Raw genomic sequence first — 25,879 nt, forward strand, 5'->3', positions numbered from 1 at the left:
TCTCTTGTTGATCTGAAAATCACAATCAAAAGGAGCGCGACAGTGATCGACACATTCAACAGAACCGGACCCCTCATGGAAGCTGCAAGTTACCCCGCCTGGGCTCAGCAATTGATTCAGGATTGCAGTGAGAGCAAGCGCCGCGTTGTCGAACATGAACTGTACCAGCGTATGCGCGATAACAAGCTCAGCGCAAAAACCATGCGTCAGTACCTCATTGGTGGCTGGCCGGTGGTCGAACAGTTCGCCTTATACATGGCGCAGAACCTGGCCAAGACCCGTTTTGCACGCCACCCTGGCGAAGACATGGCGCGTCGCTGGCTGATGCGCAATATTCGCGTCGAGCTGAACCACGCCGATTACTGGGTGCACTGGAGCCGTGCTCACGGTATCAGCCTGGAAGATCTGCAGGCGCAACAGGTTGCCCCTGAACTTCACGCCTTGAGTCACTGGTGCTGGCACACCAGTTCGTCGGACTCGCTGATCGTGGCCATCGCCGCCACCAACTACGCCATCGAGGGTGCAACCGGGGAGTGGTCGGCGCTGGTCTGTTCCAGTGGCGTATACGCGGACTCGTTCCCCGAGGAAGATCGCAAGCGGGCCATGAAGTGGTTGAAGATGCACGCCCAGTACGACGATGCCCATCCTTGGGAAGCGCTGGAAATCATCTGCACCCTGGCGGGGCTGAACCCGAGCAAATCCCTGCAAATGGAATTGCGCCAGGCGGTCTGCAAAAGTTACGACTACATGTACCTGTTCCTGGAGCGATGCATGCAGTTGGAACTGGCAGCAAAAGCCCCGGTAGTCCGTGAGCGGATGGCGTTGGCCGAAAGCTAAAAGACCGCAGCCTACGGCAGCTCGTAGGAGCTGCCGAAGGCTGCGATCTCTTCGAAAATATCTACCCCGCCATCGCCAACCGGTTACGCCCCTCGCGCTTGGCCACATACAGCGCACTGTCGGCTCGTCGCAACAGGCTCTCGGCAGACTCGCCGGGCAGCAGGGTCGAGCAACCCAGGCTGACCGTCAGTTCGATGACCTTGCCTTCGGCCACATAGTCCTGAGCCTGTGCAGCGAACCGCAGTCGTTCGCCGACCATGGCCGCGGCTTCCCGGCTGGTGTTGGACAGCAAGATCATGAATTCTTCGCCTCCAAACCGGAACACCATGTCCACGTTACGCAACTGGCTTTTGATCGAAGCGGCGACGGCCTTGAGCACTTCATCGCCAGCGCTGTGCCCGTAGGTGTCGTTGATCTGTTTGAAGTGATCGATGTCCAGCATCAGCAACGACAGGGGCTGTGAGTGTCGGCGCGACATCTCGATTTCCCGTTGCAGCGTCTGATCCATCGCGATGCGATTGCCGGTGTCGGTCAGCGGGTCGCGCAAGGCGCTTTGGGTGGCGGCACGGTAGAGCAGGGCATTGCGCATCGGGTAGAGAAGCGCTGATAACAGCGATTCCAGATGGCCTTGCTCTTCATCGCTGAAACGCTGATTGCGACGGAACACCAGTTCACCCAATTGCTCGCCTTCATGACTGAGGCTGTAGCTGATCGAATGATGACCTCGCTGGCCGAACTGCAGGCGCAAGTCGCTGGGCTGATGCTCATAATTCAAGGCATCCAGCGGTACAAGGCGCTGAATTTCACGGAAGAAAAGTCCGAGAATGCGTTGCGGCTCAAGACTGGTTTGCAGTTGCAGGCCCAGCTCCTGACGCAACTGCGCAAGACTGCCGGGCCGCTCCAGAAGGGGAGGCTGCTGACCAAAGCCCAGGCGTTGCAATTTGGCGCTGTCGAAGTCAATTGCGTTGGTCTGGGAAGGCGATTTCATATGGCGTGAGCCCCTAAACAGTAAGACTGTCTTACAGGCTGGGTGAGAGCGGCTTTGGGCTGCGCGTCATACTGGTCCATCAGTCCCGTAGGACATTTGGCACGAGTTTAGTCCGCTTTGCCGAAGATTAGTAACCTCTCGGCTCAAGCTCTGCCCCGTCTGCTTTCACACGGCGTGTCTGAGCAAAATTAGAGCGAAAGTCATGCCATTCGGTTCAGTCGGCTAAAAAGCGTTCTAAATCAACAAGGTCGGGGAGGTCGCGAAGGATGGTGTCGGGGATGTTGACATTTATTTGACTTGAAACAGCAGCAGTTATCGCTGGCTTTGCGTGCCGCGACGGGAAGTCGTCGCGGCACAAAAGCGACGCACGGGCATTACTGAGCGTCGAACGCTTGACCGTTGATGCCGGTACTGTCCGGCCCCATCAAGTAAAGGTAGACCGGCATGATCTCCTCGGGTGTCGGGTTGTTCAGCGGATTTTCCCCAGGGTAGGCCTGAGCGCGCATGCTGGTGCGGGTGGCGCCGGGGTTGATGCTGTTGGAGCGCACGGGGGCGACGGTGTGTACTTCGTCGGCCAGGGTTTGCATCAGGCCTTCGGTGGCGAATTTAGACACGCCGTAAGCGCCCCAATAAGCACGACCCTTGCGACCGACGCTGCTGGAGGTGAATACCACCGAGGCGTCTTGCGACAGCTTGAGCAGCGGCAGCAGGGTGCTGGTGAGCATGAACATGGCGTTGACGTTGACCTGCATGACGCGCATGAAGTTCTCACCGGACAACTGCTCGATCGGTGTGCGTGGACCGATGATCGACGCGTTGTGCAGCAAGCCGTCGAGGTGGCCGAATTCGGTTTCGATCATGGCTGCCAGTTCATCGTATTGGTGGGGCAGGGCGGTTTCCAGGTTGAACGGGATCACCACCGGTTGTGGATGCCCGGCCGCTTCGATTTCGTCGTAGACCTGAGTCAGATTGGCTTCGGTCTTGCCCAGCAGCAACACGGTGGCGCCATGAGCGGCGTAGGTTTTCGCGGCGGCAGCACCGATGCCTCGGCCAGCGCCGGTGACCAGGATGACCCGGTCCTTGAGCAATTCAGGGCGGGCGGAATAATCAAACATAAAAAACCTCAACACAATCCGTTAACAGGGCCGAAAAGATCGCAGCCTTCGGCAGCTCCTACGCCGATCGCGGTCCCCTGTAGGAGCTGCCGCAGGCTGCGATCTTTTGATTTGAATCAGCAACTGCACAAAGCGCTATCCAGCACCTGGCGCAATTCCAGCGGATGATCGACCACCACATCCGCGCCCCAATGCCGCGGGTTATCGTCCGGATGAATATAGCCATAGGTCACGGCAGCCGTTTTGGTGCCGGCATCACGCCCGGACTCGATATCGCGCAGGTCATCGCCGACAAACAGCACGCTGGCCGGGTCGAGGTCGAGCATCTTGCACGCCAGGATCAACGGCTCCGGGTCCGGTTTGCTGTTCTTCACATGGTCCGGGCAGATCAGCAGCGCCGAACGCTCGGCCAGCCCCAGTTGCTGCATGATCGGCTCGGCGAAGCGCAGCGGCTTGTTGGTGACCACGCCCCAGATCAGGTTGGCCTTCTCGATGTCGGCCAGCAATTCGCCCATGCCGTCGAAGAGCTTGCTGTGCACCGCGCAACCTTTGACGTAGCGCTCCAGAAACTCCAGGCGCAGCTCCTCGAAGCCCGGCGATTCCGGGTCCATCGAGAAAGTCACCGCGACCATCGCCCTGGCGCCGCCGGAGATCTCGTCACGGATGTGCTTGTCGTTCATCGGCGGCAAACCACGCTCGGCACGCATCGCCTGGCAGATGGCGATGAAATCCGGCGCGGTGTCGAGCAGGGTGCCGTCCATGTCGAAAAGAACTGCTCTGATACGCATCGGCTTACTCCTCGCGCAGGGTCTGGATCATGTAGTTGACGTCGACATCGGATGCCAGTTTGTAGTGCTTGGTCAGCGGATTGTAGGTCAGGCCGATGATGTCCTTGACGGTCAGGCCGGCCATGCGACTCCAGGCACCGAGCTCGGAAGGGCGGATGAATTTCTTGAAGTCGTGAGTGCCACGCGGCAGCAGCTTCATGATGTATTCAGCGCCGACGATGGCGAACAGATAAGCCTTCGGGTTGCGGTTGATGGTGGAGAAGAACACCTGGCCGCCAGGCTTGACCATGCGGAAGCAGGCGCGGATCACCGAGGACGGATCCGGTACGTGTTCGAGCATTTCCAGGCAGGTGACTACGTCGAACTGCTCAGGCATTTCTTCGGCCAGCGCTTCGGCGGTGATTTGCCGGTACTCGACGTTTACGCCGGATTCCAGCTGATGCAATTGCGCGACCGCCAGCGGCGCTTCGCCCATGTCGATGCCCATCACGGTGGCGCCGCGCTGGGCCATGGCTTCGCTGAGGATGCCGCCGCCGCAACCGACGTCGAGGACTTTCTTGCCGGCCAGATTGACGCGTTCGTCGATCCAGTTGACCCGCAGCGGGTTGATGTCGTGCAGCGGTTTGAACTCGCTTTCGCGGTCCCACCAGCGATGGGCCAGGGCTTCGAATTTGGCGATTTCGGCGTGGTCGACGTTGCTCATGGTGTCAGTCCTCTAAAACTTGAAAAATTCTGTTGCCCCGGTTTTGGTCCAGGGTGCTTACGATTCGGTGTGGCCGCTGATGCGCCTGCCCCAGGCCTTGGCGGTGGCGCACAGTTGCGCTTCATCCAGGCGGGTCAGGCGGCGGTCATCGAGCAGTTGCTTGCCGGCGACCCAAAGGTGTTTCACGCAGTCGCGGCCAGTGGCATAGATCAGTTGCGAAACCGGGTCGTAGACCGGTTGCTGAGCCAGGCCCGACAGGTCGAACGCGACGATGTCTGCCGCCTTGCCGACTTCAAGCGAACCGGTTTGCGCTTCGATTCCCAGCGCGCGGGCGCCGTTGAGCGTGGCCATGCGCAGGGCGCGATGGGCGTCCAGCGCAGTGGCCGAGCCGGCGACAGCCTTGGCCAGCAATGCGGCGGTGCGGGTCTCGCCGAGCAGGTCCAGGTCATTATTGCTGGCCGCGCCATCGGTGCCGACCGCTACATTCACCCCGGCCTGCCACAAACGCTCGACCGGACAGAAGCCACTGGCCAGCTTCAGGTTCGACTCCGGGCAATGAATCACATTGGTGTTACTTTCTACCAGCAGCGCCAGGTCTTCATCGCTGATCTGGGTCATGTGAACGGCCTGGAAGCGCGGCCCGAGCAGGCCCAGGCGGGCGAGGCGGGCCAGCGGGCGTTCGCCGCGCTGCTCCACCGACTGCTGCACTTCGAAGGCTGTTTCGTGGACGTGCATGTGAATCGAGGCGTCCAGCTCTTCGGCGATCACCCGGATTTTTTCCAGGTTTTCGTCGCCCACGGTGTACGGGGCATGGGGACCGAAGGTGACTTTGATCCGTTCGTGATGCTTGAGATCGCCGAATAATTCGACGCCCTGACGAATGGCTTCATCCGCCGTGCTGGCGCCTGGAATCGGGAAATCGAGGATCGGAATGGCGATCTGGGCGCGAATTCCGCTGTTATGTACGCGTTCGCTGGCGACCTTCGGGAAGAAATACATGTCAGAGAAGCAGGTGATGCCACCTTTGATCTGCTCGGCGATGGCCAGGTCCGTGCCGTCGCGTACGAAAGCCTCGTCGACCCATTTGGCTTCGGCCGGCCAGATGTGGTTTTCCAGCCAGGTCATCAGCGGCAGATCGTCGGCCAGGCCGCGGAACAGCGTCATTGCTGCATGCCCGTGGGCATTGATCAGGCCGGGGCTGAGCAGCATGCCCGGCAATTCGCGCACTTCGGTTGCGTTAAGCTTCAAGGCGGCTGCGCGTGGGCCGATAAACACGATACGACCGTCGCGGATACCCAGGGCATGCTCTTTAAGGACCACGCCAGCCGGTTCGACGGGTACCAGCCAGGTCGGCAGCAATAATAGGTCGAGCGCAGCGGTGGGGGTCGGCATCGAGAGTCGGTTCCAGTGCTTTTGTAAAGGATGGCGAAGTATACCCGAGCGTCTTCGCGGGGGGATCGCTATAATCGGCGGCTTTTGTTCATGAGTGCGGGGTGTGGGATGCGCGATCGACTGTTGGCTGCTGAGAAGGTGAAGGCCATCGATTGGCGTGATGGCGCACTGTACCTGCTGGATCAGCGTATTTTGCCGTTCGAGGAAACCTGGATCGCCTACACCAGCGCTGCGGGTGTGGCCGAAGCCATTCGCTCGATGGTGGTGCGCGGTGCGCCGGCCATTGGCATCAGTGCGGCCTATGGCGTGGTGCTGGCGGCCCGTACCCGTTTTGCCGAAGGTGGCGACTGGCAAGCGGCGCTGGAAGAGGATTTCGCGCTGCTGGCCGACTCCCGTCCGACCGCGGTCAATCTGTTCTGGGCCTTGGGCCGGATGCGTGAGCGGCTTGAGCGCCTGAGGGAGCACGCTGATCCGCTGTCGGTGCTGGAAGCCGAAGCCATCGCCATCCACGAAAGTGATCGCGAAGCCAACCTGACCATGGCTCAGTTGGGTGTCGATCTGATCCGCAAGCATCAGGGCAACGCCCAGGCGATCCTCACGCATTGCAATACCGGTGCACTGGCCACCGGTGGTTTCGGCACGGCGCTGGGGGTGATTCGCGGGGCGTTCATCGAAGGCATGGTCGAGCGTGTCTACGCCGACGAAACCCGGCCATGGCTGCAAGGTTCGCGATTGACCGCGTGGGAATTGGCCAATGAAGGTATTCCGGTGACCCTCAATGTCGATTCCGCTGCCGCGCACATCATGAAAACCAAGGGTGTGACCTGGGTGATCGTCGGCGCCGACCGGATTACCGCCAATGGCGATGTGGCGAACAAGATCGGCACCTACCAGTTGGCGGTCAACGCCATGCACCACGGCGTGCGCTTCATGGTGGTGGCGCCGAGTTCGACCATCGACATGAACCTGGCCAGTGGCGACGAGATTCCTATCGAAGAGCGAGATGGCCGCGAGTTGCTGGAAGTTGGCGGCAAGCGGGTGGGGGCAGATGTGGAAGCGTTCAACCCGGTGTTCGACGTGACTCCGGCCGACCTGATCGATGCGATCGTCACTGAAAAGGGTATCGTCGAGCGCCCGGACACCGCGAAAATGGCCCAATTGATGTGCCGCAAGCGACTGCATTAAATCATTCAGGCTGCACGAAATCCCTGTAGGAGCTGCCGAAGGCTGCGATCTTTTGATCTTCCCGGCATAAGTCGGTAACGGTCCCGAAAAGATCGCAGCCTTCGGCAGCACCTACAGGTCAGTGTTTACAAGTGAAAAATACGGTTGAATGCCGGTTGATCACACCTCTAAGCCCCTCTCGTCCCCTTCAAGCCTGTCACCGGTCAACTAACTATGCTCCATGCGCATCTGGGGGATAGGTGCGTGGCGGCTCTTGTGATAACATCCGGCGGTTTCCAGGGTAGCCTGATGTGGCTGCCTTTACTGCGCAGATCCATGGCATAACTCGTTGATTTGTCGTAAGTCGGTGCATGGCACTCAGTCTGCATCGGCGAGCTTCGTTCGTCCCATATGGATGTGACGAAGTTTCACCAGAAAAAGGAATCAGGCTTCTCATGGGCGAACTGGCCAAAGAAATCCTACCGGTCAATATCGAAGACGAGCTGAAGCAGTCCTACCTCGACTACGCGATGAGCGTAATTGTCGGGCGGGCACTGCCCGATGCGCGCGATGGCTTGAAGCCCGTGCACCGGCGTGTGCTGTTCGCGATGAGCGAGCTGGGCAACGACTTCAACAAGCCGTACAAGAAATCTGCCCGTGTTGTCGGTGACGTGATCGGTAAGTATCACCCGCACGGTGATACCGCGGTGTACGACACCATCGTTCGGATGGCGCAGCCATTCTCGCTGCGTTACCTGCTGGTGGACGGTCAGGGCAACTTCGGTTCGGTGGACGGCGACAACGCCGCGGCCATGCGATACACCGAAGTGCGCATGACCAAGCTGGCGCACGAGCTGCTGGCCGACCTGCATAAAGAAACCGTGGACTGGGTGCCGAACTACGACGGCACCGAAATGATCCCCGCGGTCATGCCGACCAAGATCCCCAACCTGCTGGTCAACGGCTCCAGCGGTATCGCCGTGGGCATGGCGACCAACATTCCGCCGCACAACCTCGGTGAAGTCATCGACGGTTGCCTGGCACTCATCGACAATCCGGAGCTGACTGTCGATGAGCTGATGCAATACATCCCCGGTCCGGACTTCCCGACCGCCGCGATCATCAACGGTCGCGCCGGCATCATTGAAGCCTACCGCACCGGTCGCGGGCGCATTTACATGCGTGCCCGCTCGATCATCGAAGACATCGACAAGGTTGGTGGTCGTCAGCAGATCGTCATCACCGAACTCCCTTACCAGCTGAACAAGGCCCGTCTGATCGAGAAGATCGCCGAGCTGGTCAAAGAGAAGAAGCTCGAAGGCATCACCGAGCTGCGCGACGAGTCCGACAAGGACGGTATGCGCGTCGTGATCGAGCTGCGTCGCGGCGAAGTGCCTGAGGTAATCCTCAATAACCTCTACGCCCAGACTCAGCTGCAAAGTGTGTTCGGCATCAACATCGTCGCGCTGATCGACGGCCGTCCGCGGATCCTCAACCTCAAGGATCTGCTGGAAGCCTTCGTTCGTCACCGTCGCGAAGTCGTGACCCGTCGTACCGTGTTCGAGCTGCGTAAAGCGCGTGAACGTGGCCACATCCTGGAAGGTCAAGCGGTTGCCCTGTCGAATATCGACCCGGTCATCGCCCTGATCAAGGCTTCGCCGACCCCGTCGGAAGCCAAGGAAGCGCTGATCAGCACGCCGTGGGAGTCCTCCGCGGTGGTTGCAATGGTTGAACGTGCCGGTGCCGATTCGTGCCGTCCGGAAAACCTCGATCCACAATACGGTCTACGCGACGGCAAGTACTTCCTGTCGCCAGAGCAGGCACAAGCCATTCTGGAGCTGCGTCTGCACCGTCTGACCGGTCTGGAACACGAAAAGCTGCTGGCCGAGTATCAAGAGATCCTCAACCAGATCGGCGAGCTGATCCGCATCCTCAATAGCGCCACGCGCCTGATGGAAGTGATCCGCGAAGAGCTGGAAGTGATCCGCGCCGAGTACGGCGACGTGCGTCGCACCGAGATTCTCGATGCCCGTCTCGACCTGACCCTGGGTGACATGATCCCGGAAGAAGAGCGCGTCGTGACCATTTCCCACGGTGGCTACGCCAAGACCCAGCCTTTGGCTGCGTACCAGGCTCAGCGTCGTGGCGGTAAAGGTAAATCGGCTACCGGCGTGAAGGATGAGGACTACATCGCTCACCTGCTGGTCGCCAACAGCCACACCACGCTGCTGCTGTTCTCCAGCAAAGGTAAAGTGTACTGGCTGAAAACCTACGAAATCCCGGAAGCCTCCCGCGCGGCCCGTGGTCGCCCGCTGGTCAACCTGCTGCCGCTGGACAGTGATGAATACATCACCACCATGCTGCCGGTCGAGGAATACACCGAAGGTCACTTCATCTTCATGGCCACTGCCAAAGGCACCGTGAAGAAGACCCCGCTGGAATCCTTCAGCCGTCAACGCAGCGTCGGTCTGATCGCGCTGGAGCTGGATGAAGGCGACGTACTGATCTCTGCGGCCATTACCGATGGCGATCGCGAAGTCATGCTGTTCTCCGACGGCGGCAAGGTGACTCGCTTCAAGGAAACCGACGTTCGCGCCATGGGCCGTACCGCTCGAGGCGTCCGCGGCATGCGTTTGCCGGAAGGTCAGAAGCTGATTTCCATGTTGATCCCGGAAGAAGGCAGCCAGATCCTCACCGCTTCGGCGCGTGGTTTCGGCAAGCGCACCGCGATCACCGAGTTCCCTGAGTACAAGCGTGGCGGTCAGGGCGTTATCGCCATGGTCAGCAACGAGCGTAACGGCCGTCTGGTCGGCGCCGTTCAGGTGCTCGACGGCGAGGAAATCATGCTGATTTCCGACCAGGGTACGTTGGTTCGTACCCGCGTCGACGAAGTGTCCAGCCTGGGCCGTAACACCCAGGGTGTGACCCTGATCAAGCTGGCCAACGATGAAACGCTGGTGGGCCTGGAGCGGGTTCAGGAGCCGTCGGAAGTCGAAGGCGAAGAACTGGAAGGCGAAGGGCTTGCAGGTGAAGAGGATGCAGTGTTCGAGGGTGAGGTCGTGATCGACGATGTTGCCGACGACCAGCAACTCGACGCCGCCGCCGACGAAGAGCCGCAGGAGTAAGCGGGCAAGCAGGGGGCGGATGAAGATTCGCCCCCTTGTTGTTTGTCCTCAGGGAGCTGTGGAATTGTTTTTTATGTAGGAGCTGTCGAGCGAAGCGAGGCTGCGATCTCTTGATCTGGCTCTTGTTTTCGTTCAGCACTAAAAGATCGCAGTCTCGCTCTGCTCGACAGCTCCTACAGATTTACTGCGTGATACCACCAAATCAGAGCGAGATTGGATGTGAGCAAGAGAGCCTATAACTTCTGTGCCGGTCCTGCGGCGCTTCCCGAAGCTGTCCTGAAGCGCGCCCAGGCTGAACTCCTTGATTGGCACGGCAAGGGCCTGTCGGTCATGGAAATGAGCCATCGCAGCGATGAGTTCGTGTCCATTGCCACCAAGGCCGAGCAGGATCTGCGTGATCTGCTGAATATCCCCTCGAACTATAAAGTGCTGTTTCTGCAAGGTGGCGCGAGCCAGCAATTTGCCCAGATTCCGCTGAACCTGTTGCCGGAAGGTCGCACCGCCGACTATATCGACACCGGTATCTGGTCGCAGAAAGCAATCGAGGAGGCCTCGCGCTATGGCCACGTCAATGTTGCCGCGACCGCCAAGCCTTACGACTATTTCGCTATTCCCGGTCAGAACGAATGGAACCTGTCCAAGGACGCGGCCTATGTTCACTACGCGCCGAACGAAACCATTGGCGGTATGGAATTCCAGTGGATCCCGGAAACCGGTGATGTGCCGCTGGTCGCCGACATGTCCTCGGACATTCTTTCGCGCCCGGTGGATGTCTCGCGTTTCGGCATGATCTACGCCGGCGCCCAGAAAAACATCGGCCCGAGCGGCATCGTCGTCAACATCGTTCGCGAAGACCTGTTGGGTCACGCCCGTTCCATCTGCCCGACCATGCTCAACTACAAGGTCGCGGCCGACAACGGCTCGATGTACAACACGCCGCCAACCCTGGCCTGGTACTTGTCCGGTCTGGTGTTCGAGTGGCTGAAAGAGCAGGGCGGTGTCGAAGCCATCGGCAAGCTCAATGAAGTGAAGCAGCGCACGCTGTACGACTTCATCGACGCCAGCGGCTTGTACAGCAACCCGATCAACAAGTCGGACCGCTCGTGGATGAACGTGCCGTTCCGTCTGGCCGACGATCGTCTCGACAAGCCGTTCCTGGCCGGTGCCGACGAGCGTGGCCTGTTGAACCTCAAAGGTCACCGTTCCGTGGGCGGCATGCGTGCCTCCATCTATAACGCCGTCGATATCGTTGCGGTCAACGCACTGGTCTCGTACATGGCAGAGTTCGAGAAGGAACACGGCTAATGTCTGAGCAAGAACTCAAGGCACTGCGCCTGCGCATTGACGCTCTGGACGAAAAGGTCCTGGAGCTGATCAGTGAGCGCGCACGCTGCGCCCAGGAAGTTGCGCGAGTAAAGATGGCCTCGCTGGCCGAAGGCGAAGTGCCGGTGTTCTATCGTCCTGAGCGTGAAGCTCAGGTGCTCAAGCGCGTGATGGAGCGTAACCAGGGGCCGCTGGGTAACGAAGAGATGGCGCGGTTGTTCCGCGAAATCATGTCCTCGTGCCTGGCCCTCGAACAGCCGCTGAAAGTGGCTTACCTCGGCCCTGAAGGTACCTTCACTCAGGCTGCGGCCATGAAGCACTTCGGTCACGCGGTGATCAGCAAGCCAATGGCGGCGATCGACGAAGTGTTCCGTGAAGTGGCGGCCGGTGCGGTGAACTTTGGCGTGGTCCCGGTGGAAAACTCCACCGAAGGCGCGGTCAACCACACCCTCGACAGCTTCCTCGAACACGACATGGTGATCTGTGGCGAAGTCGAGCTGCGTATTCACCATCACCTATTGGTTGGCGAAAACACCAAGACCGACAGCATCAGCCGCATCTATTCCCACGCCCAGTCCCTGGCCCAGTGCCGCAAGTGGCTGGACGCCCATTACCCGAATGTCGAGCGCGTGGCGGTGTCCAGCAACGCCGAAGCGGCCAAGCGGGTCAAGGGTGAGTGGAACTCGGCGGCGATTGCCGGCGACATGGCTGCCGGCTTGTACGGGTTGACCCGTCTGGCCGAGAAAATCGAGGATCGCCCGGACAACTCCACGCGATTCCTGATGATCGGCAGCCAGGAAGTGCCGCCGACCGGTGACGACAAGACCTCGATTATCGTTTCCATGAGCAACAAACCCGGCGCTCTCCACGAGTTGCTGGTGCCGTTCCACGACAATGGCATCGATCTGACACGGATCGAGACCCGTCCGTCGCGCAGCGGTAAATGGACCTACGTGTTCTTCATCGACTTCGTCGGCCATCACCGCGACCCGCTGGTCAAGGGTGTGCTGGAAAAGATCAGTCAGGAAGCAGTGGCACTCAAAGTGCTGGGTTCCTACCCGAAAGCAGTTCTCTAAGGGCGGTAGCAAATGAGTGGCAACTTCCTCGCTCTGGCACAGCCGGGCGTGCAACAACTTTCGCCTTACGTTCCGGGCAAGCCTGTGGACGAACTGGCCCGTGAGCTGAACCTCGATCCGGCCAGCATCGTCAAACTGGCGAGCAACGAAAACCCGCTGGGTGCCAGTCCCAAGGCGCTGGCGGCGATTCGCGAAGCGCTGGCCGAGCTGACCCGTTATCCGGACGGCAATGGTTTTGCGCTCAAGACCCTGTTGGCCGATCAGTGTCGCGTCGAGCTGAACCAAGTGACGCTGGGCAACGGCTCCAACGATATTCTGGAGCTGGTGGCGCGTGCCTATCTGGCACCGGGCCTGAATGCGGTGTTCAGTGAGCATGCGTTTGCGGTGTATCCGATCGTGACCCAGGCCGTTGGCGCCCAGGCAAAAGTGATCCCGGCCAAAGACTGGGGTCATGATCTGCCGGCGATGCTGGCCGCGATCGATGCCGATACCCGCGTGGTGTTCATCGCCAACCCGAACAACCCGACCGGGACCTGGTTCGACGCCGAGGCGCTGGATGAATTCCTGCAGGACGTACCGGCCCATGTGCTGGTGGTGCTGGACGAGGCCTACATCGAATACGCCGAAGGCAGCGACTTGCCGGATGGCTTGGATTATCTGGCGGCCTATCCGAACCTGCTGGTCTCGCGCACCTTCTCCAAGGCCTATGGCCTGGCGTCGCTGCGGGTCGGCTACGGTTTGTCCTCGGCCATCGTCGCCGATGTGCTCAATCGCGTGCGTCAGCCGTTCAACGTCAACAGCCTCGCGCTGGCCGCCGCTTGTGCCGCGCTGCAAGACGTCGAGTACCTGGCTGAAAGCCGTCGCCTGAACCAATCCGGCATGCAGCAGCTTGAGGCAGGTTTCCGTGAGTTGGGGCTGAGCTGGATTCCATCCAAAGGCAACTTCATCTGTGTCGATCTGGGTCGCGTTGCTGCCCCGGTGTTCCAGGGGTTGTTGCGTGAAGGCGTGATCGTGCGTCCGGTGGCCAACTACGGCATGCCGAATCACCTGCGCATCACCATCGGTTTGCCAGCGGAAAACAGCCGCTTTCTCGAGGCGCTGACCAAGGTTATGGCTCGTGGTTGATGTCACTGCACTGCAATCTGCTGAACCTATGATCGGTCGCCTGGTGGTGGTCGGTCTGGGGTTGATCGGCGGTTCGTTTGCCAAAGGCCTGCGTGAAAGCGGTCTGTGCCGCGAAGTGGTCGGGGTTGATCTCGATCCACAGTCGCGCAAACTGGCGGTCGAGTTGGGTGTGGTGGACCGCTGCGAAGAAGACCTGGTGGCGGCTTGCCGGGGTGCGGACGTGATTCAGTTGGCGGTGCCGATCCTGGCCATGGAAAAGCTGCTCGCGCTGTTGGCGGGCATGGACCTGGGGCAGGCGATTCTGACTGACGTCGGCAGTGCCAAGGGCAATGTGGTGCGCGCGGCGACCGAAGCGTTTGGCGGCATGCCGGCGCGTTTCGTGCCGGGGCATCCGATTGCCGGTTCCGAGCAGAGTGGGGTGGAAGCCTCCAATGCCGACCTGTTCCGTCGCCATAAAGTGATTCTGACGCCGCTGGATCAGACCGATCCGGCCGCGCTGGCGGTGGTCGACCGGTTGTGGCGCGAATTGGGCGCCGACGTCGAGCACATGCAAGTCGAGCGTCATGACGAAGTGTTGGCGGCGACCAGCCATTTGCCGCACTTGCTGGCGTTCGGTTTGGTCGATTCGTTGGCCAAACGCAATGAAAATCTTGAGATCTTCCGTTACGCTGCGGGCGGTTTCCGCGATTTCACAAGAATCGCCGGTAGCGACCCGGTCATGTGGCACGACATCTTCCTCGCCAACCGCGAAGCTGTCCTGCGCACACTCGATACATTTCGCAGCGACCTCGACGCCTTGCGCGACGCGGTCGATGCAGGGGATGGGCACCAATTGTTGGGCGTGTTCACTCGCGCCCGGGTTGCCCGCGAGCATTTCAGTAAAATCCTGGCCCGCCGGGCCTATGTGGACGCTATGAATTCCAACGATCTGATTTTCCTGGCACAACCTGGTGGCCGCCTGACTGGGCGGATTCGTGTACCGGGCGACAAATCGATTTCCCACCGCTCGATCATGCTCGGTTCCCTGGCCGAAGGCGTCACCGAAGTGGAAGGTTTCCTCGAGGGCGAAGACGCCCTGGCGACCCTGCAAGCTTTCCGCGACATGGGCGTCGTCATTGAAGGTCCGCACCACGGTCGTGTGACCATTCACGGCGTCGGCCTGCATGGCCTGAAGCCTGCGCCGGGCCCGATCTATCTGGGTAACTCCGGCACTTCGATGCGTCTGCTGTCTGGCCTGTTGGCTGCGCAGAACTTCGACAGCACCCTGACCGGCGACGCTTCGTTGTCCAAGCGTCCGATGAATCGCGTGGCCAATCCGCTGCGTGAAATGGGCGCTGTGATCGAGACCGCCGCTGACGGTCGTCCACCGATGACCATTCGTGGCGGCAACAAGCTCAAGGGCCTGACTTACACCATGCCGATGGCCAGTGCCCAGGTTAAATCCTGCCTGCTGCTGGCGGGTCTGTATGCCGAAGGCAAGACCACGGTCACCGAGCCGGCACCGACTCGCGACCACACCGAGCGCATGTTGCGCGGCTTCGGCTACCCGGTAACGGTTAACGGAGCGACCGCCTCGGTCGAGTCCGGCCACAAGTTGACCGCGACCCACATTGAAGTGCCGGGCGATATCTCGTCGTCGGCGTTCTTCCTGGTGGCGGCGTCGATCGCCGAAGGTTCGGAGCTGGTGCTCGAGCACGTCGGCATCAACCCGACACGTACCGGCGTAATCGACATCCTGCGTCTGATGGGCGCTGACATCACTCTGGAAAACCAGCGTGAAGTCGGTGGCGAGCCGGTAGCCGACCTGCGCGTGCGGGCAGCTAAACTCAAAGGTATCGAGATTCCCGAAGCGCTGGTTCCGCTGGCTATCGACGAGTTCCCGGTGCTGTTCGTGGCGGCTGCATGTGCCGAAGGTCGCACTGTGCTGCGTGGTGCCGAAGAGCTGCGCGTGAAGGAATCGGACCGGATCCAGGTCATGGCGGACGGTCTGCTGGCGCTGGGCGTCAAGTGCGAGCCCACTCCGGACGGCCTCATCATCGACGGCGGCCAGATCGGCGGCGGCGAAGTGCACGGTCACGGCGATCACCGGATTGCCATGGCCTTCAGCGTGGCTTCACTGCGCGCCACTGCGCCGATCCGCATCCATGATTGCGCCAACGTCGCGACCTCGTTCCCGAGCTTCCTCGCGCTGTGCGCGCAGGTCGGTATCCGTGTTGCACAAGAGGCTCAGTCGTGATCAGCATCGCACCGGTCATCACTATCGATGGGCCAAGCGGCTCTGGCAAAGGTACTGTCGCCGGGATTCTGGCCAAGCGCCTGGGTTGGAACCTGCTGGATTCCGGTGCACTTTATCGATTGCTGGCTTTCGCTGCGCATAACCATGGCGTCGACCTGACCAATGAGGAATTGCTCAAGAAGCTCGCCGCGCATCTGGATGTGCAGTTCATCGCGGCGACCGACGGTCAGTTGCAGCGCATTATTCTGGAAGGTGATGAAGTCAGCGATGTGATCCGTACCGAGAGTGTCGGCTCGGGTGCCTCGCAGGTCGCCGCGTTGCCTGCGGTTCGCGAGGCGTTGCTGCAGCGGCAGCGGGCTTTTCAGGAGGCGCCGGGTCTGGTGGCCGATGGTCGCGACATGGGTACGGTGGTATTTCCCGACGCGCCCTTGAAGATTTTCCTCACTGCCAGTGCCGAAGAGCGTGCGCGCCGACGTTACTTGCAGTTGAAGGGCAAAGTCGATGGTGTTAGTCTGTCGAGTCTGCTAGATGAGATCCGTGCGCGCGATGAGCGTGACACCCAGCGAGCGGTAGCCCCGCTCAAACCGGCGGCTGACGCCATACAGCTGGATTCCACGGAATTATCCATCGATCAGGTGCTGGAACGCATCATGAGCGAGATCGCCATTCGCGATATCGCCGGGTGACCAAGAGGGCCGCAGGGGACCAGTCATAGTCCTGCGGAGCTTCTTTTAAATGAAACTAACCCACATCGTCTGGGATGTGGAGATGGGCGTATTCTTCGCCCTTATCAACAGGAATTAAAATGAGCGAAAGCTTTGCGGAACTCTTTGAAGAAAGCCTAAAAACCCTGAACCTTCAGGCAGGCTCCATCATCACCGGTGTTATCGTTGATATCGATTACCAAGCTCGCTGGGTAACCGTTCACGCTGGCCTGAAGTCTGAAGCACTCATCCCGCTTGAGCAGTTCTACAACGACGCTGGCGAACTGAACATCAACGTCGGTGACGAAGTTCACGTTGCTCTGGACTCGGTTGAAGACGGCTTTGGTGAAACCAAGCTGTCCCGTGAAAAAGCCAAGCGCGCTGAATGCTGGATTGTTCTGGAAGCAGCCTTCGCAGCCGAAGAAGTGGTCAAGGGCGTTATCAACGGTAAGGTTAAAGGCGGCTTCACTGTCGACGTTAACGGCATCCGTGCGTTCCTGCCAGGTTCTCTGGTTGACGTCCGTCCAGTGCGCGACACCACGCACCTGGAAGGCAAAGAGCTGGAATTCAAGGTCATCAAGCTCGACCAGAAACGCAACAACGTTGTCGTTTCCCGTCGCAGCGTCCTCGAAGCCGAGAACTCCGCCGAGCGTGAAGCTCTGCTGGAATCCCTGCAGGAAGGCCAACAAGTCAAAGGTATCGTCAAGAACCTCACCGATTACGGCGCATTCGTCGATCTGGGTGGCGTCGATGGCCTGCTGCACATTACCGACATGGCTTGGAAGCGTATCAAGCATCCTTCCGAAATCGTCAACGTTGGCGACGAGATCGATGTCAAGGTTCTGAAGTACGATCGCGAACGCAATCGTGTTTCCCTGGGCCTCAAGCAACTGGGCGAAGATCCATGGGTTGCTATCAAAGCCCGTTACCCAGAAAGCACTCGCGTTACCGCTCGTGTAACCAACCTGACCGACTACGGCTGCTTCGCTGAGCTGGAAGAAGGCGTTGAAGGTCTGGTACACGTTTCCGAAATGGACTGGACCAACAAGAACATCCACCCTTCGAAAGTCGTACAAGTCGGCGACGAAGTGGAAGTCATGGTTCTGGACATCGACGAAGAGCGTCGTCGTATCTCCCTCGGCATCAAGCAGTGCAAATCTAACCCATGGGAAGATTTCTCTGGCCAGTTCAACAAGGGCGATAAAATCTCCGGCACCATCAAGTCGATCACCGATTTCGGTATCTTCATTGGTCTGGACGGCGGCATCGACGGTCTGGTTCACCTGTCCGACATCTCCTGGAACGAAGTGGGCGAAGAAGCCGTACGCCGCTTCAAGAAAGGCGACGAGCTGGACACCGTTATCCTGTCGGTTGACCCAGAGCGCGAGCGCATCTCCCTGGGTATCAAGCAACTGGAAAGCGATCCGTTCTCCGAGTACGTTCAAGAGAACGACAAAGGCGCCATCGTTAAAGGCATCGTGAAAGAAGTTGACGCCAAAGGCGCCATCATCACTCTGGCCGACGATATCGAAGCGACTCTGAAAGCCTCCGAAATCAGCCGTGACCGCGTTGAAGACGCGCGCAACGTTCTGAAAGAAGGCCAGGAAGTAGAAGCCAAGATCATCAGCGTTGACCGCAAGAGCCGTGTAATCCAGCTCTCCATCAAGTCGAAAGATGATGCTGAAGAGAAAGAAGCAATCCAGAGCTTGAAAGACAAGCCTGCTGCTGACATCGCTGCTGGTCCTACCACTCTGGGCGACCTGTTGCGTGCACAAATGGAAAAACAGAACTGAGTTCTGTCAGACCATAGAAAAAGGGCGACTTCGGTCGCCCTTTTTTGTGTCTGCAATTTGGTGAATCCCGGGGAGGGCTGACGCCACCGCTTTATTTCTTTCGTGAAACCAACGATCTACATAAGTTGTCTGTAACTTCATGCAGGTCAATCGTCTATTCAAGGTTAGGCTTAGTCTGAAGTGAACGACCGCTGGGCAATGCGCCCGGCATAAGGAAGTGAATGAACAAGCTCATTGTCGTGATAGCAGTAATGACATTGGCGGGCTGTACCACCAGCGCCAAGACTCACGCGGTGCGCGGAGTCAGTGGCATAGAGGTCGATTGTTCGGGGTTGGGCTCGGGATGGGAGAGGTGTCACAAGCGAGCGGCCAAGGAGTGCAAGGGTGCAGGTTATAAAGTCATCGTAAGGTCCGATGATGCCAAGGAAGAAGATGTATTCCCTTTCGGCTTCAATCCCGCGGGCTATCTGACACGGACCATGCTGGTTATCTGTAGGTGAATGCAGGGTTTGAGTAGTGTTCCGGTGCTCTGAAATCGGGCATCTCAGGGCCGGGAAAGAGATGTCAAGAACTCGGGCTGTTCAAATTCCTCCGGGCATGCTAAAACCTTTGAAGCGCTGATCTAGCTGCTTGAAAAAGAAGGGAAAAATATGACGAAGTCGGAGTTGATCGAACGAATTGTCACCCATCAAGGGCTACTCTCATCCAAGGATGTGGAGCTGGCCATCAAGACCATGCTTGAGCAAATGTCCCAATGTCTGGCCACCGGTGATCGCATCGAGATCCGTGGTTTTGGCAGCTTCTCCTTGCACTATCGCGCACCGCGCGTAGGGCGCAATCCGAAAACCGGTCAGTCCGTCAGCCTCGACGGCAAGTTCGTTCCTCACTTCAAGCCAGGCAAAGAACTGCGCGATCGTGTGAATGAGGACGAGGAGGAGGGGCTTTGACAGCTGCTGCACTTCAAGGAACCGCTGATGCGTAACGTCAAGCGCGTACTTCTCGCTGTATTTGTCCTGCTGCTCGTCCTGGCGATCCTGGCGTTCGTTCTTGAGAACCAGCAGAGTGTGTCGCTGCTTTTCCTGGGCTGGGCAGGCCCGCAGTTGCCAGTATCGCTGATCATGGTAATTGCGCTGCTGGTCGGCATGGTGATTGGCCCCATTCTGGGCTGGTTTCTGGGGCGTACGTCCAGAGCCTCACGCAAGCGCCTTGTCTGATTGCGATAAACCCGTTGCAGGCGTGGGATTTGCGTCGCAGCTTGTCCATATCCATTAGTAAAACCTTCATTAAGCTGTAAAATGCTGCGCTTGGTCGATAGGGCATTCCCTAATCGGTTCAGACTGACTCTGTCAGAAGCCTCGGCGAACTTGATGGCTTTTGTATTCATGGATTAGACAGTGCGCGGTTGGCGGCCCTGTCAGTAACTTAAGGGTATGGTTTCGCGTGAAAATTCTAGTAACCGGCGGCGCCGGATTTATCGGCTCGGCAGTCATTCGTCATATCATCTCCAACACTGCCGACTCTGTCGTTAACGTCGATAAGCTGACTTATGCCGGTAACCTTGAGTCATTGGCCGAAGTCAGCCAAAGCTCGCGTTACGTGTTCGAGCGCGTTGATATCTGCGACCGTGATCAAGTGGACCGTGTCCTGCGTGAGCACCAACCGGATGCCATCATGCACCTGGCCGCAGAGTCCCACGTTGACCGCTCGATCTCCGGTCCGTCTGAATTCATCCAGACCAACATCATCGGCACTTACACCTTGCTGGAAGCTGCACGCCACTATTGGGCGGCACTGGACGATGCGCGTAAAGCCAACTTCCGCTTCCACCATATCTCCACCGACGAAGTCTACGGAGACCTCGAAGGTCCGGAAGACCTGTTTACCGAAACCACGCCGTATCAGCCGAGCTCGCCGTACTCGGCCAGCAAGGCCAGTTCCGATCACCTGGTTCGCGCCTGGAGCCGTACCTACGGCCTGCCGACCCTGGTCACCAACTGCTCGAACAACTACGGTCCGTGCCACTTCCCCGAGAAGCTGATCCCGCTGATCATCCTCAATGCACTGGAAGGCAAGCCGCTGCCGGTCTACGGCAAAGGTAACCAGGTTCGTGACTGGCTCTACGTCGAAGACCACGCCCGCGCACTCTACAAAGTCGTAACCGAAGGCGTGATCGGCGAGACCTACAACATCGGCGGCCATAACGAGAAGCAAAACATCGAAGTGGTGCATACCCTTTGTGCGCTGCTCGACGAACTGCGTCCGGACTCCGCTCATCGTCCACACGCCAGCTTGATTACCTACGTTCAGGATCGCCCGGGCCACGACCAGCGCTACGCGATTGACGCCAGCAAAATTCAGCGCGAGCTGGGTTGGACGCCGGAAGAAACCTTTGAAACCGGTATCCGCAAGACTGTCGAGTGGTACCTGAACAACACTGAGTGGGTAGCTCATGTGAAGAGCGGCAGCTACCAGCAATGGATCGACCAGAACTACACGGACCGTTCGGACAAAGCATGAAAATTCTCCTGTTGGGAAAAAACGGCCAGGTCGGCTGGGAGCTGCAACGCTCCCTTGCGCCTCTTGGCGAGCTGATCGCCCTGGACCGTCATCCGGTCGATGGTTTGAGCGGCGACCTATCTGACCTCAATGCACTGCGCGCGGCGATCCGTCAGGTTAAACCCGACGTCATCGTCAACGCAGCAGCCTACACCGCAGTCGATAAAGCTGAATCCGAGGCTGAGCTGGCCGACCGCGTGAACGGTCAGGCGAGTCAGGTCATGGCTGAAGAAGCTGCATCTCTGGGGGCCTGGCTCATTCACTACTCGACCGATTACGTGTTCAGCGGTGAAGGCCTGACGCCATGGCAAGAGACCGATGCCGTCGCCCCGGTGAATCATTACGGTGCCAGCAAACTGGCTGGTGAGCAGGCAATTATTGCCTCAGGTTGCAAGCACCTGATCTTCCGTACCAGTTGGGTCTATGGCGCTCGCGGCAACAACTTTGCCAAGACCATGCTGCGTCTGGCCAAGGATCGCGAAACCTTGAGCGTTATCGCCGACCAGATTGGCGCCCCGACGGGTGCAGACCTGATCGCCGATGTGACGGCGTTGGCCATTCAGCAAGTGCTGCAGCGTCCTGAATTGGCGGGCCTGTATCACCTGGCGGCGGCTGGCGAAGTGTCCTGGCACGGCTATGCCAGTCATGTGATCGGTTTCGCCAAGGCCAATGGCGAAGAACTCGCTGTTACAGCGATCAATCCGATAGACACAACCGCCTACCCAACACCGGCGCGCCGCCCTCTGAATTCCCGGTTGAGCACTCAGAAGCTGCGCGACAATTTTTCTCTGCACTTGCCGAATTGGCAAAGTGGCGTCACCCGAATGCTGATGGAAGTCCTGAATAAATGAACACGACAAATCGTAAAGGCATCATCCTCGCTGGCGGCTCGGGCACTCGTCTGCACCCGTTGACCCTTGGCGTGTCCAAGCAGATGCTGCCGATCTACGACAAGCCGATGATCTTCTATCCGCTGTCGGTGCTGATGCTCGCCGGTATGCGCGAGATCCTGATTATCTCTACCCCTGAAGACCTGCCGAGCTTCCGCAAGTTGCTAGGTGACGGCAGTCTGTACGGCATCAAGCTGACCTACGCCGAACAACCTAGCCCGGACGGTCTGGCACAGGCCTTCATCATTGGCGAAGAGTTCATCGGCAAGGATCCTTGCTGCCTGATCCTGGGCGACAACATCTTCTACGGTCAGCACTTCTCGGAAAACCTGCGTTCCGCCACCACTCAAGAGGTTGGCGCGACCGTATTCGGCTATCACGTATCGGATCCGGAGCGTTTTGGTGTCGTCGAGTTCGACGCTTCCGGCCGCGCCTTGAGCATCGAAGAGAAACCACTGAAGCCAAAATCCAGTTACGCAGTGACGGGTCTGTACTTCTACGACAACCAGGTTGTCGAGATCGCCAAGAACATCAAGCCGTCCGCACGTGGCGAGCTGGAAATTACAGACGTTAACCGTGCGTACCTCGAGCAGAAGACCCTCAATGTCGAAATGCTCGGACGCGGTTTTGCCTGGCTGGATACCGGTACTCATGATTCGTTGCTGGAGGCCAGTCACTTCGTGCACACCATCGAGCAGCGTCAGGGACTGAAAGTGGCTTGCCTGGAAGAGATCGCTTACCACAATGGCTGGATTAGTGCGGAGCAGCTGGGCACTCAGGCTGATGCCCTGAAGAAGACTGGTTATGGTCAATATCTGCAGAAACTGCTGGACTCGCCTTCCCACTGATTCGAAGGATAAACCTTTCGAGCAGTCGCGTTTAATCGGTCCAGGCAGGAATGGCATGCCAGTAAAACATCCCAAGGTTGCGGTTTTGCTGGCTGCCTACAATGGCATGCAGTGGATCGAGGAGCAGTTGGCCTCGATTCTCGACCAGTCAGCTGTCGACGTAACCGTTTATATCAGTATCGATCCTTCCACTGATGGCACCGAAGCCTGGTGTGCAGCTTATGCGGCTGATCACCTCAAGGTTTTAGTTTTGCCGGCCGCCGGTAGTTTCGGCGGTGCCTCCCGTAACTTCTTTCGCCTCATTCGCGATGTCGACTTTGAAGGCTATGACTTTGTCGCCTTTGCCGATCAGGATGATATCTGGCACGTGGATAAGCTTCAGCGCGCGACCGGCACGATTCATACCCTGAATGTAGATGCCTACTCCAGCAATGTCATCGCTTTTTGGTCGAGCGGCAGGACACAGTTGCTCGATAAGGCTCAGCCTCAGGTTGCGTGGGACTTCCTGTTTGAAGCAGCTGGGCCAGGTTGCACGTATGTGATGAGTAGCAGGGTAATGGGGGCTTTAAAGGCGTCACTGTTAGCCAATTGGACTGAGCTGCAAGGTGTCAGTCTGCACGATTGGTATTGCTATGCCTTTGCGCGCAGCCATGGCTTCAAATGGTTTATCGATCCGCAACCGTCCATGCAATATCGTCAGCACGAGCGAAACCAGATTGGGGCTAACACCGGCATCAATCCATTAATTGCGCGTTACAAGACTATTCATGATGGTTGGTGGTTCTCCCAAGTCCGACTAATAGCGCGTCAAGTAGGGCAAAGTGCTGATCCTTTCGTTCGAGGCTGGCTACGTCTGGGGCGCGGGCAGCTATTGAGGCTCTCTTTTAGTGCCTGGAAATGTCGTCGGCGGGTACGGGATAAAGTGTTCTTTTTTTTGATTTGTTGGGCAGCGGCATTGATCGGAAGTAAAAGTAGATGAAAGGCCCGCAAGTTTTAGTAACGGGTGCGACCGGGTTTGTCGGTGAAGCCGTGGTCTTCAGATTGTTGCTCGACAAGAAGTTCGCGCCCGTCGCGGCAGTTCGCGCAAGCTCTCGATTGAGTGGTTTATGCCGGGTCGTTCCCTTTGATCTGGATCTGCCGATAGGCATGCCAGTGCTGGAGGAGGGGGGGGTCGTCGTTCATTGTGCGGCCAGAGTGCATGTCATGAATGAAGCGGCTGCGGACAGCCTCGCGGAGTTTCGTAAGGCCAATGTCGAGGGCACCGTTCGGCTTGCAAGGCGTGCAGCAGAATCCGGAGTGAAGCGTTTTATTTTTATCAGCTCAATCAAGGTGAATGGCGAAAGCACGGTACGCAATGTACCGTTCAAGGCGACGGATTTACCTGCGCCAGTCGATCCTTATGGCGTGTCCAAGCATGAGGCGGAGGTTGCGTTGTGGCAAATCAGCCAGGAAACCGGGATGGAGGTTGTGGTTATCCGTCCGCCCCTCGTTTACGGGCCGGGTGTCAAAGCCAATTTCCTCAGCATGATGCGTTGGCTGGATCGCGGCGTGCCTTTGCCATTGGGGGCCATCGATAATCGGCGCAGTCTGGTTGCGCTCGGAAATCTCACGGACCTGGTGGTTACCTGTATCGACAATCCTGCTGCCGCCGGTCAGGTTTTTTTGGTCAGCGATGGTGAGGATCTGTCCACTAGTCAGTTGCTGCGCCGTATGGCCTTTGCACTGGGTAAGGTCGCGAGACTGTTACCTGTGCCTGCGCGATTGTTGAGCGTTGTTGCCTCGATGATCGGAGCGTCGGGGGTTGCCGAGCGGCTATGCAGTTCTTTACAGGTGGATATCCAGCACACGCGTGAGGTGCTTGGATGGCATCCGCCTGTCAGTACAGAAAGGGCCTTGCGTCAGGCAGCTGACCATTACCGGGATAAAGAGGCAAGATGATTTTTACGCTGTTGGTATTGGTGTTTGCCGTTTCATGTGGGTTGACCGGGTTTTTGCGCCGGTATGCCTTGTCCCGAAGCCTGATGGATATTCCGAACGAGCGTAGCGCTCATTCGGTTCCCACTCCTCGCGGTGGGGGCGTATCAATCGTTGTTGCTTTTTTGCTCGCGCTTCCAGTTCTCGCATTGTTGGATTTGTTGTCGCTACCGGCACTGATGGCGCTGTCGGGCGCGGGCATGTTGACTGCGGTAATCGGCTTCGCCGACGACCATGGGCATATCGCCGCGAGATGGCGCTTGCTAGGGCACTTTATTGCGGCGGTTTGGGTGTTGTTCTGGTTCGGCGGGATAGCGCCCATTGAGCTATTGGGTGTTTCGTTGACGCCGGGATGGTTCGGTGGTGTCGTTGGTGCGATTTATCTGGTCTGGTTGCTCAATCTCTACAACTTCATGGACGGTATCGATGGTTTGGCCAGTGTTGAGGCTATCAGCGTATGTCTAGGGATGTGTCTGCTCTATTGGATGGGCGGCATTATTGAGCTGATCTGGGCTCCCCTGATACTGGTGTGGGCTGTTGCGGGTTTTCTTTGCTGGAATTTTCCGCCGGCCCGGATTTTCATGGGGGATGCGGGGAGCGGTTTCCTTGGCATTATTCTCGGTGCAATGGCGCTTCAGTCAGCCTGGAGCAAGCCTGAATTGATCTGGAACTGGTTGATTCTGCTGGGGGTTTTTATTGTTGACGCGACATGGACGCTAATTCGACGCCTCATAGGTGGAGATAAGGTTTATCAAGCCCATAGCAGCCATGCCTATCAAAAAGCGGCGCGTCGTTGGGGGCATAAAAAAGTGACGGTGAGTGTGGTCGCCATTAATGTTGTTTTTTTGCTACCTGTTTCGATCTTGGTTAGTCAGGATTATTTGAACGTTGTGGCGGGAATTTGCATGGCGTATTTACCGCTTATTTTTGTTGCCTATTTATTAAAGGCGGGCAGGACATAAGTTCGAGTCGGCATGCTGTGCTTTATTGTGGTGTCTTCGTCTGTTACTTCAGCAAGGGCAGCTGGGCGCGAGTGAAGAGGGGGAGGGCTCTCGCCCTCGGCCCGTTGGTGACCTCTTTGTCTGGATAATCGAGATCCGACTCGGCCTGCCAAACGAGCAGATGGCCTGTGGGTTGGAGGGCTGGGTTGAGAGTGGTGGATGGATGATCCGATGAGTTGTCCAGCAGTGCTCGGTAGGAAGGATAGTCGTGATCATGCGGTATTGATATGCCATCACGCTC

At 58.3% G+C, this 25,879-nt stretch carries 23 protein-coding genes; 18 read left to right on the forward strand and 5 right to left on the reverse strand.

The window, feature by feature from the left end; genetic code table 11:
* The first annotated feature begins 75 nt into the window (after positions 1–75).
* Positions 76–837: a TenA family transcriptional regulator gene (locus tag AC1D2Q_RS14170; RefSeq protein WP_477813564.1), complete on the forward strand. Its 762-nt coding sequence runs from the start codon at positions 76–78 to the stop codon at positions 835–837.
* 61 nt (positions 838–898) lie between these two features.
* Here the strand turns inward: AC1D2Q_RS14170 and AC1D2Q_RS14175 are convergent, their stop codons facing one another.
* From AC1D2Q_RS14175 to AC1D2Q_RS14195, 5 genes are all read right to left on the reverse strand, one after another.
* On the reverse strand, positions 899–1,825 hold the full coding sequence (locus AC1D2Q_RS14175) for a GGDEF domain-containing protein (RefSeq protein ID WP_477813565.1): 927 nt from the start codon (positions 1,823–1,825) through the stop codon (positions 899–901).
* Between the two features lie 374 nt (positions 1,826–2,199).
* Positions 2,200–2,940, reverse strand: coding sequence for a YciK family oxidoreductase (locus AC1D2Q_RS14180; RefSeq protein ID WP_477813566.1), 741 nt, complete (start codon positions 2,938–2,940; stop codon positions 2,200–2,202).
* A 116-nt stretch (positions 2,941–3,056) separates the two neighbouring features.
* Complete coding sequence (mupP, locus tag AC1D2Q_RS14185) at positions 3,057–3,728, reverse strand: N-acetylmuramic acid 6-phosphate phosphatase MupP (protein ID WP_477813567.1); 672 nt, start codon at positions 3,726–3,728, stop codon at positions 3,057–3,059.
* Between the two features lie 4 nt (positions 3,729–3,732).
* Positions 3,733–4,431 carry a bifunctional 2-polyprenyl-6-hydroxyphenol methylase/3-demethylubiquinol 3-O-methyltransferase UbiG gene (ubiG, locus tag AC1D2Q_RS14190; RefSeq protein ID WP_018929858.1) on the reverse strand — a complete coding sequence of 233 codons (699 nt, stop codon included), beginning with the start codon at positions 4,429–4,431 and terminating at the stop codon, positions 3,733–3,735.
* A 57-nt stretch (positions 4,432–4,488) separates the two neighbouring features.
* Positions 4,489–5,823 (reverse strand): TRZ/ATZ family hydrolase, encoded by a 1,335-nt coding sequence (locus tag AC1D2Q_RS14195; protein ID WP_477813568.1) that lies wholly within the window; start codon positions 5,821–5,823, stop codon positions 4,489–4,491.
* A 108-nt stretch (positions 5,824–5,931) separates the two neighbouring features.
* On the opposite strand from AC1D2Q_RS14195, the gene mtnA reads away from it, so the two are divergent.
* From mtnA to AC1D2Q_RS14280, 17 genes are all read left to right on the forward strand, one after another.
* Positions 5,932–7,008 carry an S-methyl-5-thioribose-1-phosphate isomerase gene (gene mtnA, locus AC1D2Q_RS14200; RefSeq protein ID WP_018929856.1) on the forward strand — a complete coding sequence of 359 codons (1,077 nt, stop codon included), beginning with the start codon at positions 5,932–5,934 and terminating at the stop codon, positions 7,006–7,008.
* 434 nt (positions 7,009–7,442) lie between these two features.
* Complete coding sequence (gyrA, locus tag AC1D2Q_RS14205) at positions 7,443–10,112, forward strand: DNA gyrase subunit A (RefSeq protein ID WP_204124572.1); 2,670 nt, start codon at positions 7,443–7,445, stop codon at positions 10,110–10,112.
* A gap of 219 nt (positions 10,113–10,331) precedes the next feature.
* Positions 10,332–11,417, forward strand: a complete 1,086-nt coding sequence (gene serC, locus AC1D2Q_RS14210) for a 3-phosphoserine/phosphohydroxythreonine transaminase (RefSeq protein WP_477813569.1) — start codon at positions 10,332–10,334, stop codon at positions 11,415–11,417.
* On the forward strand, positions 11,417–12,511 hold the full coding sequence (pheA, locus tag AC1D2Q_RS14215) for a prephenate dehydratase (protein ID WP_007899727.1): 1,095 nt from the start codon (positions 11,417–11,419) through the stop codon (positions 12,509–12,511). The genes serC and pheA overlap by 1 nt, the downstream gene beginning before the upstream one ends.
* 12 nt (positions 12,512–12,523) lie before the next feature.
* A complete protein-coding gene (gene hisC / locus AC1D2Q_RS14220; RefSeq protein WP_230174513.1) occupies positions 12,524–13,636 on the forward strand; it encodes a histidinol-phosphate transaminase in 1,113 nt (370 codons plus the stop codon).
* Positions 13,637–13,664: 28 nt separating this feature from the next.
* On the forward strand, positions 13,665–15,872 hold the full coding sequence (locus AC1D2Q_RS14225; RefSeq protein ID WP_477813683.1) for a bifunctional prephenate dehydrogenase/3-phosphoshikimate 1-carboxyvinyltransferase: 2,208 nt from the start codon (positions 13,665–13,667) through the stop codon (positions 15,870–15,872).
* Positions 15,869–16,558 (forward strand): (d)CMP kinase, encoded by a 690-nt coding sequence (gene cmk, locus AC1D2Q_RS14230; RefSeq protein WP_007939921.1) that lies wholly within the window; start codon positions 15,869–15,871, stop codon positions 16,556–16,558. Before AC1D2Q_RS14225 ends, cmk begins: the two co-directional genes overlap by 4 nt.
* 119 nt (positions 16,559–16,677) lie before the next feature.
* Positions 16,678–18,369, forward strand: a complete 1,692-nt coding sequence (rpsA, locus tag AC1D2Q_RS14235) for a 30S ribosomal protein S1 (protein ID WP_018929851.1) — start codon at positions 16,678–16,680, stop codon at positions 18,367–18,369.
* A 221-nt stretch (positions 18,370–18,590) separates the two neighbouring features.
* Positions 18,591–18,869 carry a hypothetical protein gene (locus AC1D2Q_RS14240; RefSeq protein ID WP_477813570.1) on the forward strand — a complete coding sequence of 93 codons (279 nt, stop codon included), beginning with the start codon at positions 18,591–18,593 and terminating at the stop codon, positions 18,867–18,869.
* A gap of 150 nt (positions 18,870–19,019) precedes the next feature.
* Complete coding sequence (gene ihfB, locus AC1D2Q_RS14245; protein ID WP_003369729.1) at positions 19,020–19,316, forward strand: integration host factor subunit beta; 297 nt, start codon at positions 19,020–19,022, stop codon at positions 19,314–19,316.
* Between the two features lie 27 nt (positions 19,317–19,343).
* Entirely contained in the window at positions 19,344–19,583 is a 240-nt protein-coding gene (locus tag AC1D2Q_RS14250) for a LapA family protein (RefSeq protein ID WP_477813571.1), read from the forward strand.
* Between the two features lie 226 nt (positions 19,584–19,809).
* Entirely contained in the window at positions 19,810–20,886 is a 1,077-nt protein-coding gene (rfbB, locus tag AC1D2Q_RS14255; RefSeq protein WP_305409808.1) for a dTDP-glucose 4,6-dehydratase, read from the forward strand.
* Positions 20,883–21,776, forward strand: coding sequence for a dTDP-4-dehydrorhamnose reductase (gene rfbD / locus AC1D2Q_RS14260; RefSeq protein WP_477813572.1), 894 nt, complete (start codon positions 20,883–20,885; stop codon positions 21,774–21,776). Before rfbB ends, rfbD begins: the two co-directional genes overlap by 4 nt.
* Complete coding sequence (rfbA, locus tag AC1D2Q_RS14265; RefSeq protein WP_477813573.1) at positions 21,773–22,663, forward strand: glucose-1-phosphate thymidylyltransferase RfbA; 891 nt, start codon at positions 21,773–21,775, stop codon at positions 22,661–22,663. The genes rfbD and rfbA overlap by 4 nt, the downstream gene beginning before the upstream one ends.
* 55 nt (positions 22,664–22,718) lie before the next feature.
* Positions 22,719–23,642 carry a glycosyltransferase gene (locus AC1D2Q_RS14270; RefSeq protein ID WP_305478659.1) on the forward strand — a complete coding sequence of 308 codons (924 nt, stop codon included), beginning with the start codon at positions 22,719–22,721 and terminating at the stop codon, positions 23,640–23,642.
* On the forward strand, positions 23,639–24,601 hold the full coding sequence (locus AC1D2Q_RS14275) for a UDP-glucose 4-epimerase family protein (protein WP_477813574.1): 963 nt from the start codon (positions 23,639–23,641) through the stop codon (positions 24,599–24,601). The genes AC1D2Q_RS14270 and AC1D2Q_RS14275 overlap by 4 nt, the downstream gene beginning before the upstream one ends.
* Positions 24,598–25,599 carry an MraY family glycosyltransferase gene (locus AC1D2Q_RS14280; protein WP_477813575.1) on the forward strand — a complete coding sequence of 334 codons (1,002 nt, stop codon included), beginning with the start codon at positions 24,598–24,600 and terminating at the stop codon, positions 25,597–25,599. The genes AC1D2Q_RS14275 and AC1D2Q_RS14280 overlap by 4 nt, the downstream gene beginning before the upstream one ends.
* Positions 25,600–25,879: the final 280 nt, after the last annotated feature.

This window comes from Pseudomonas sp. P1_A1 (assembly GCF_056406935.1).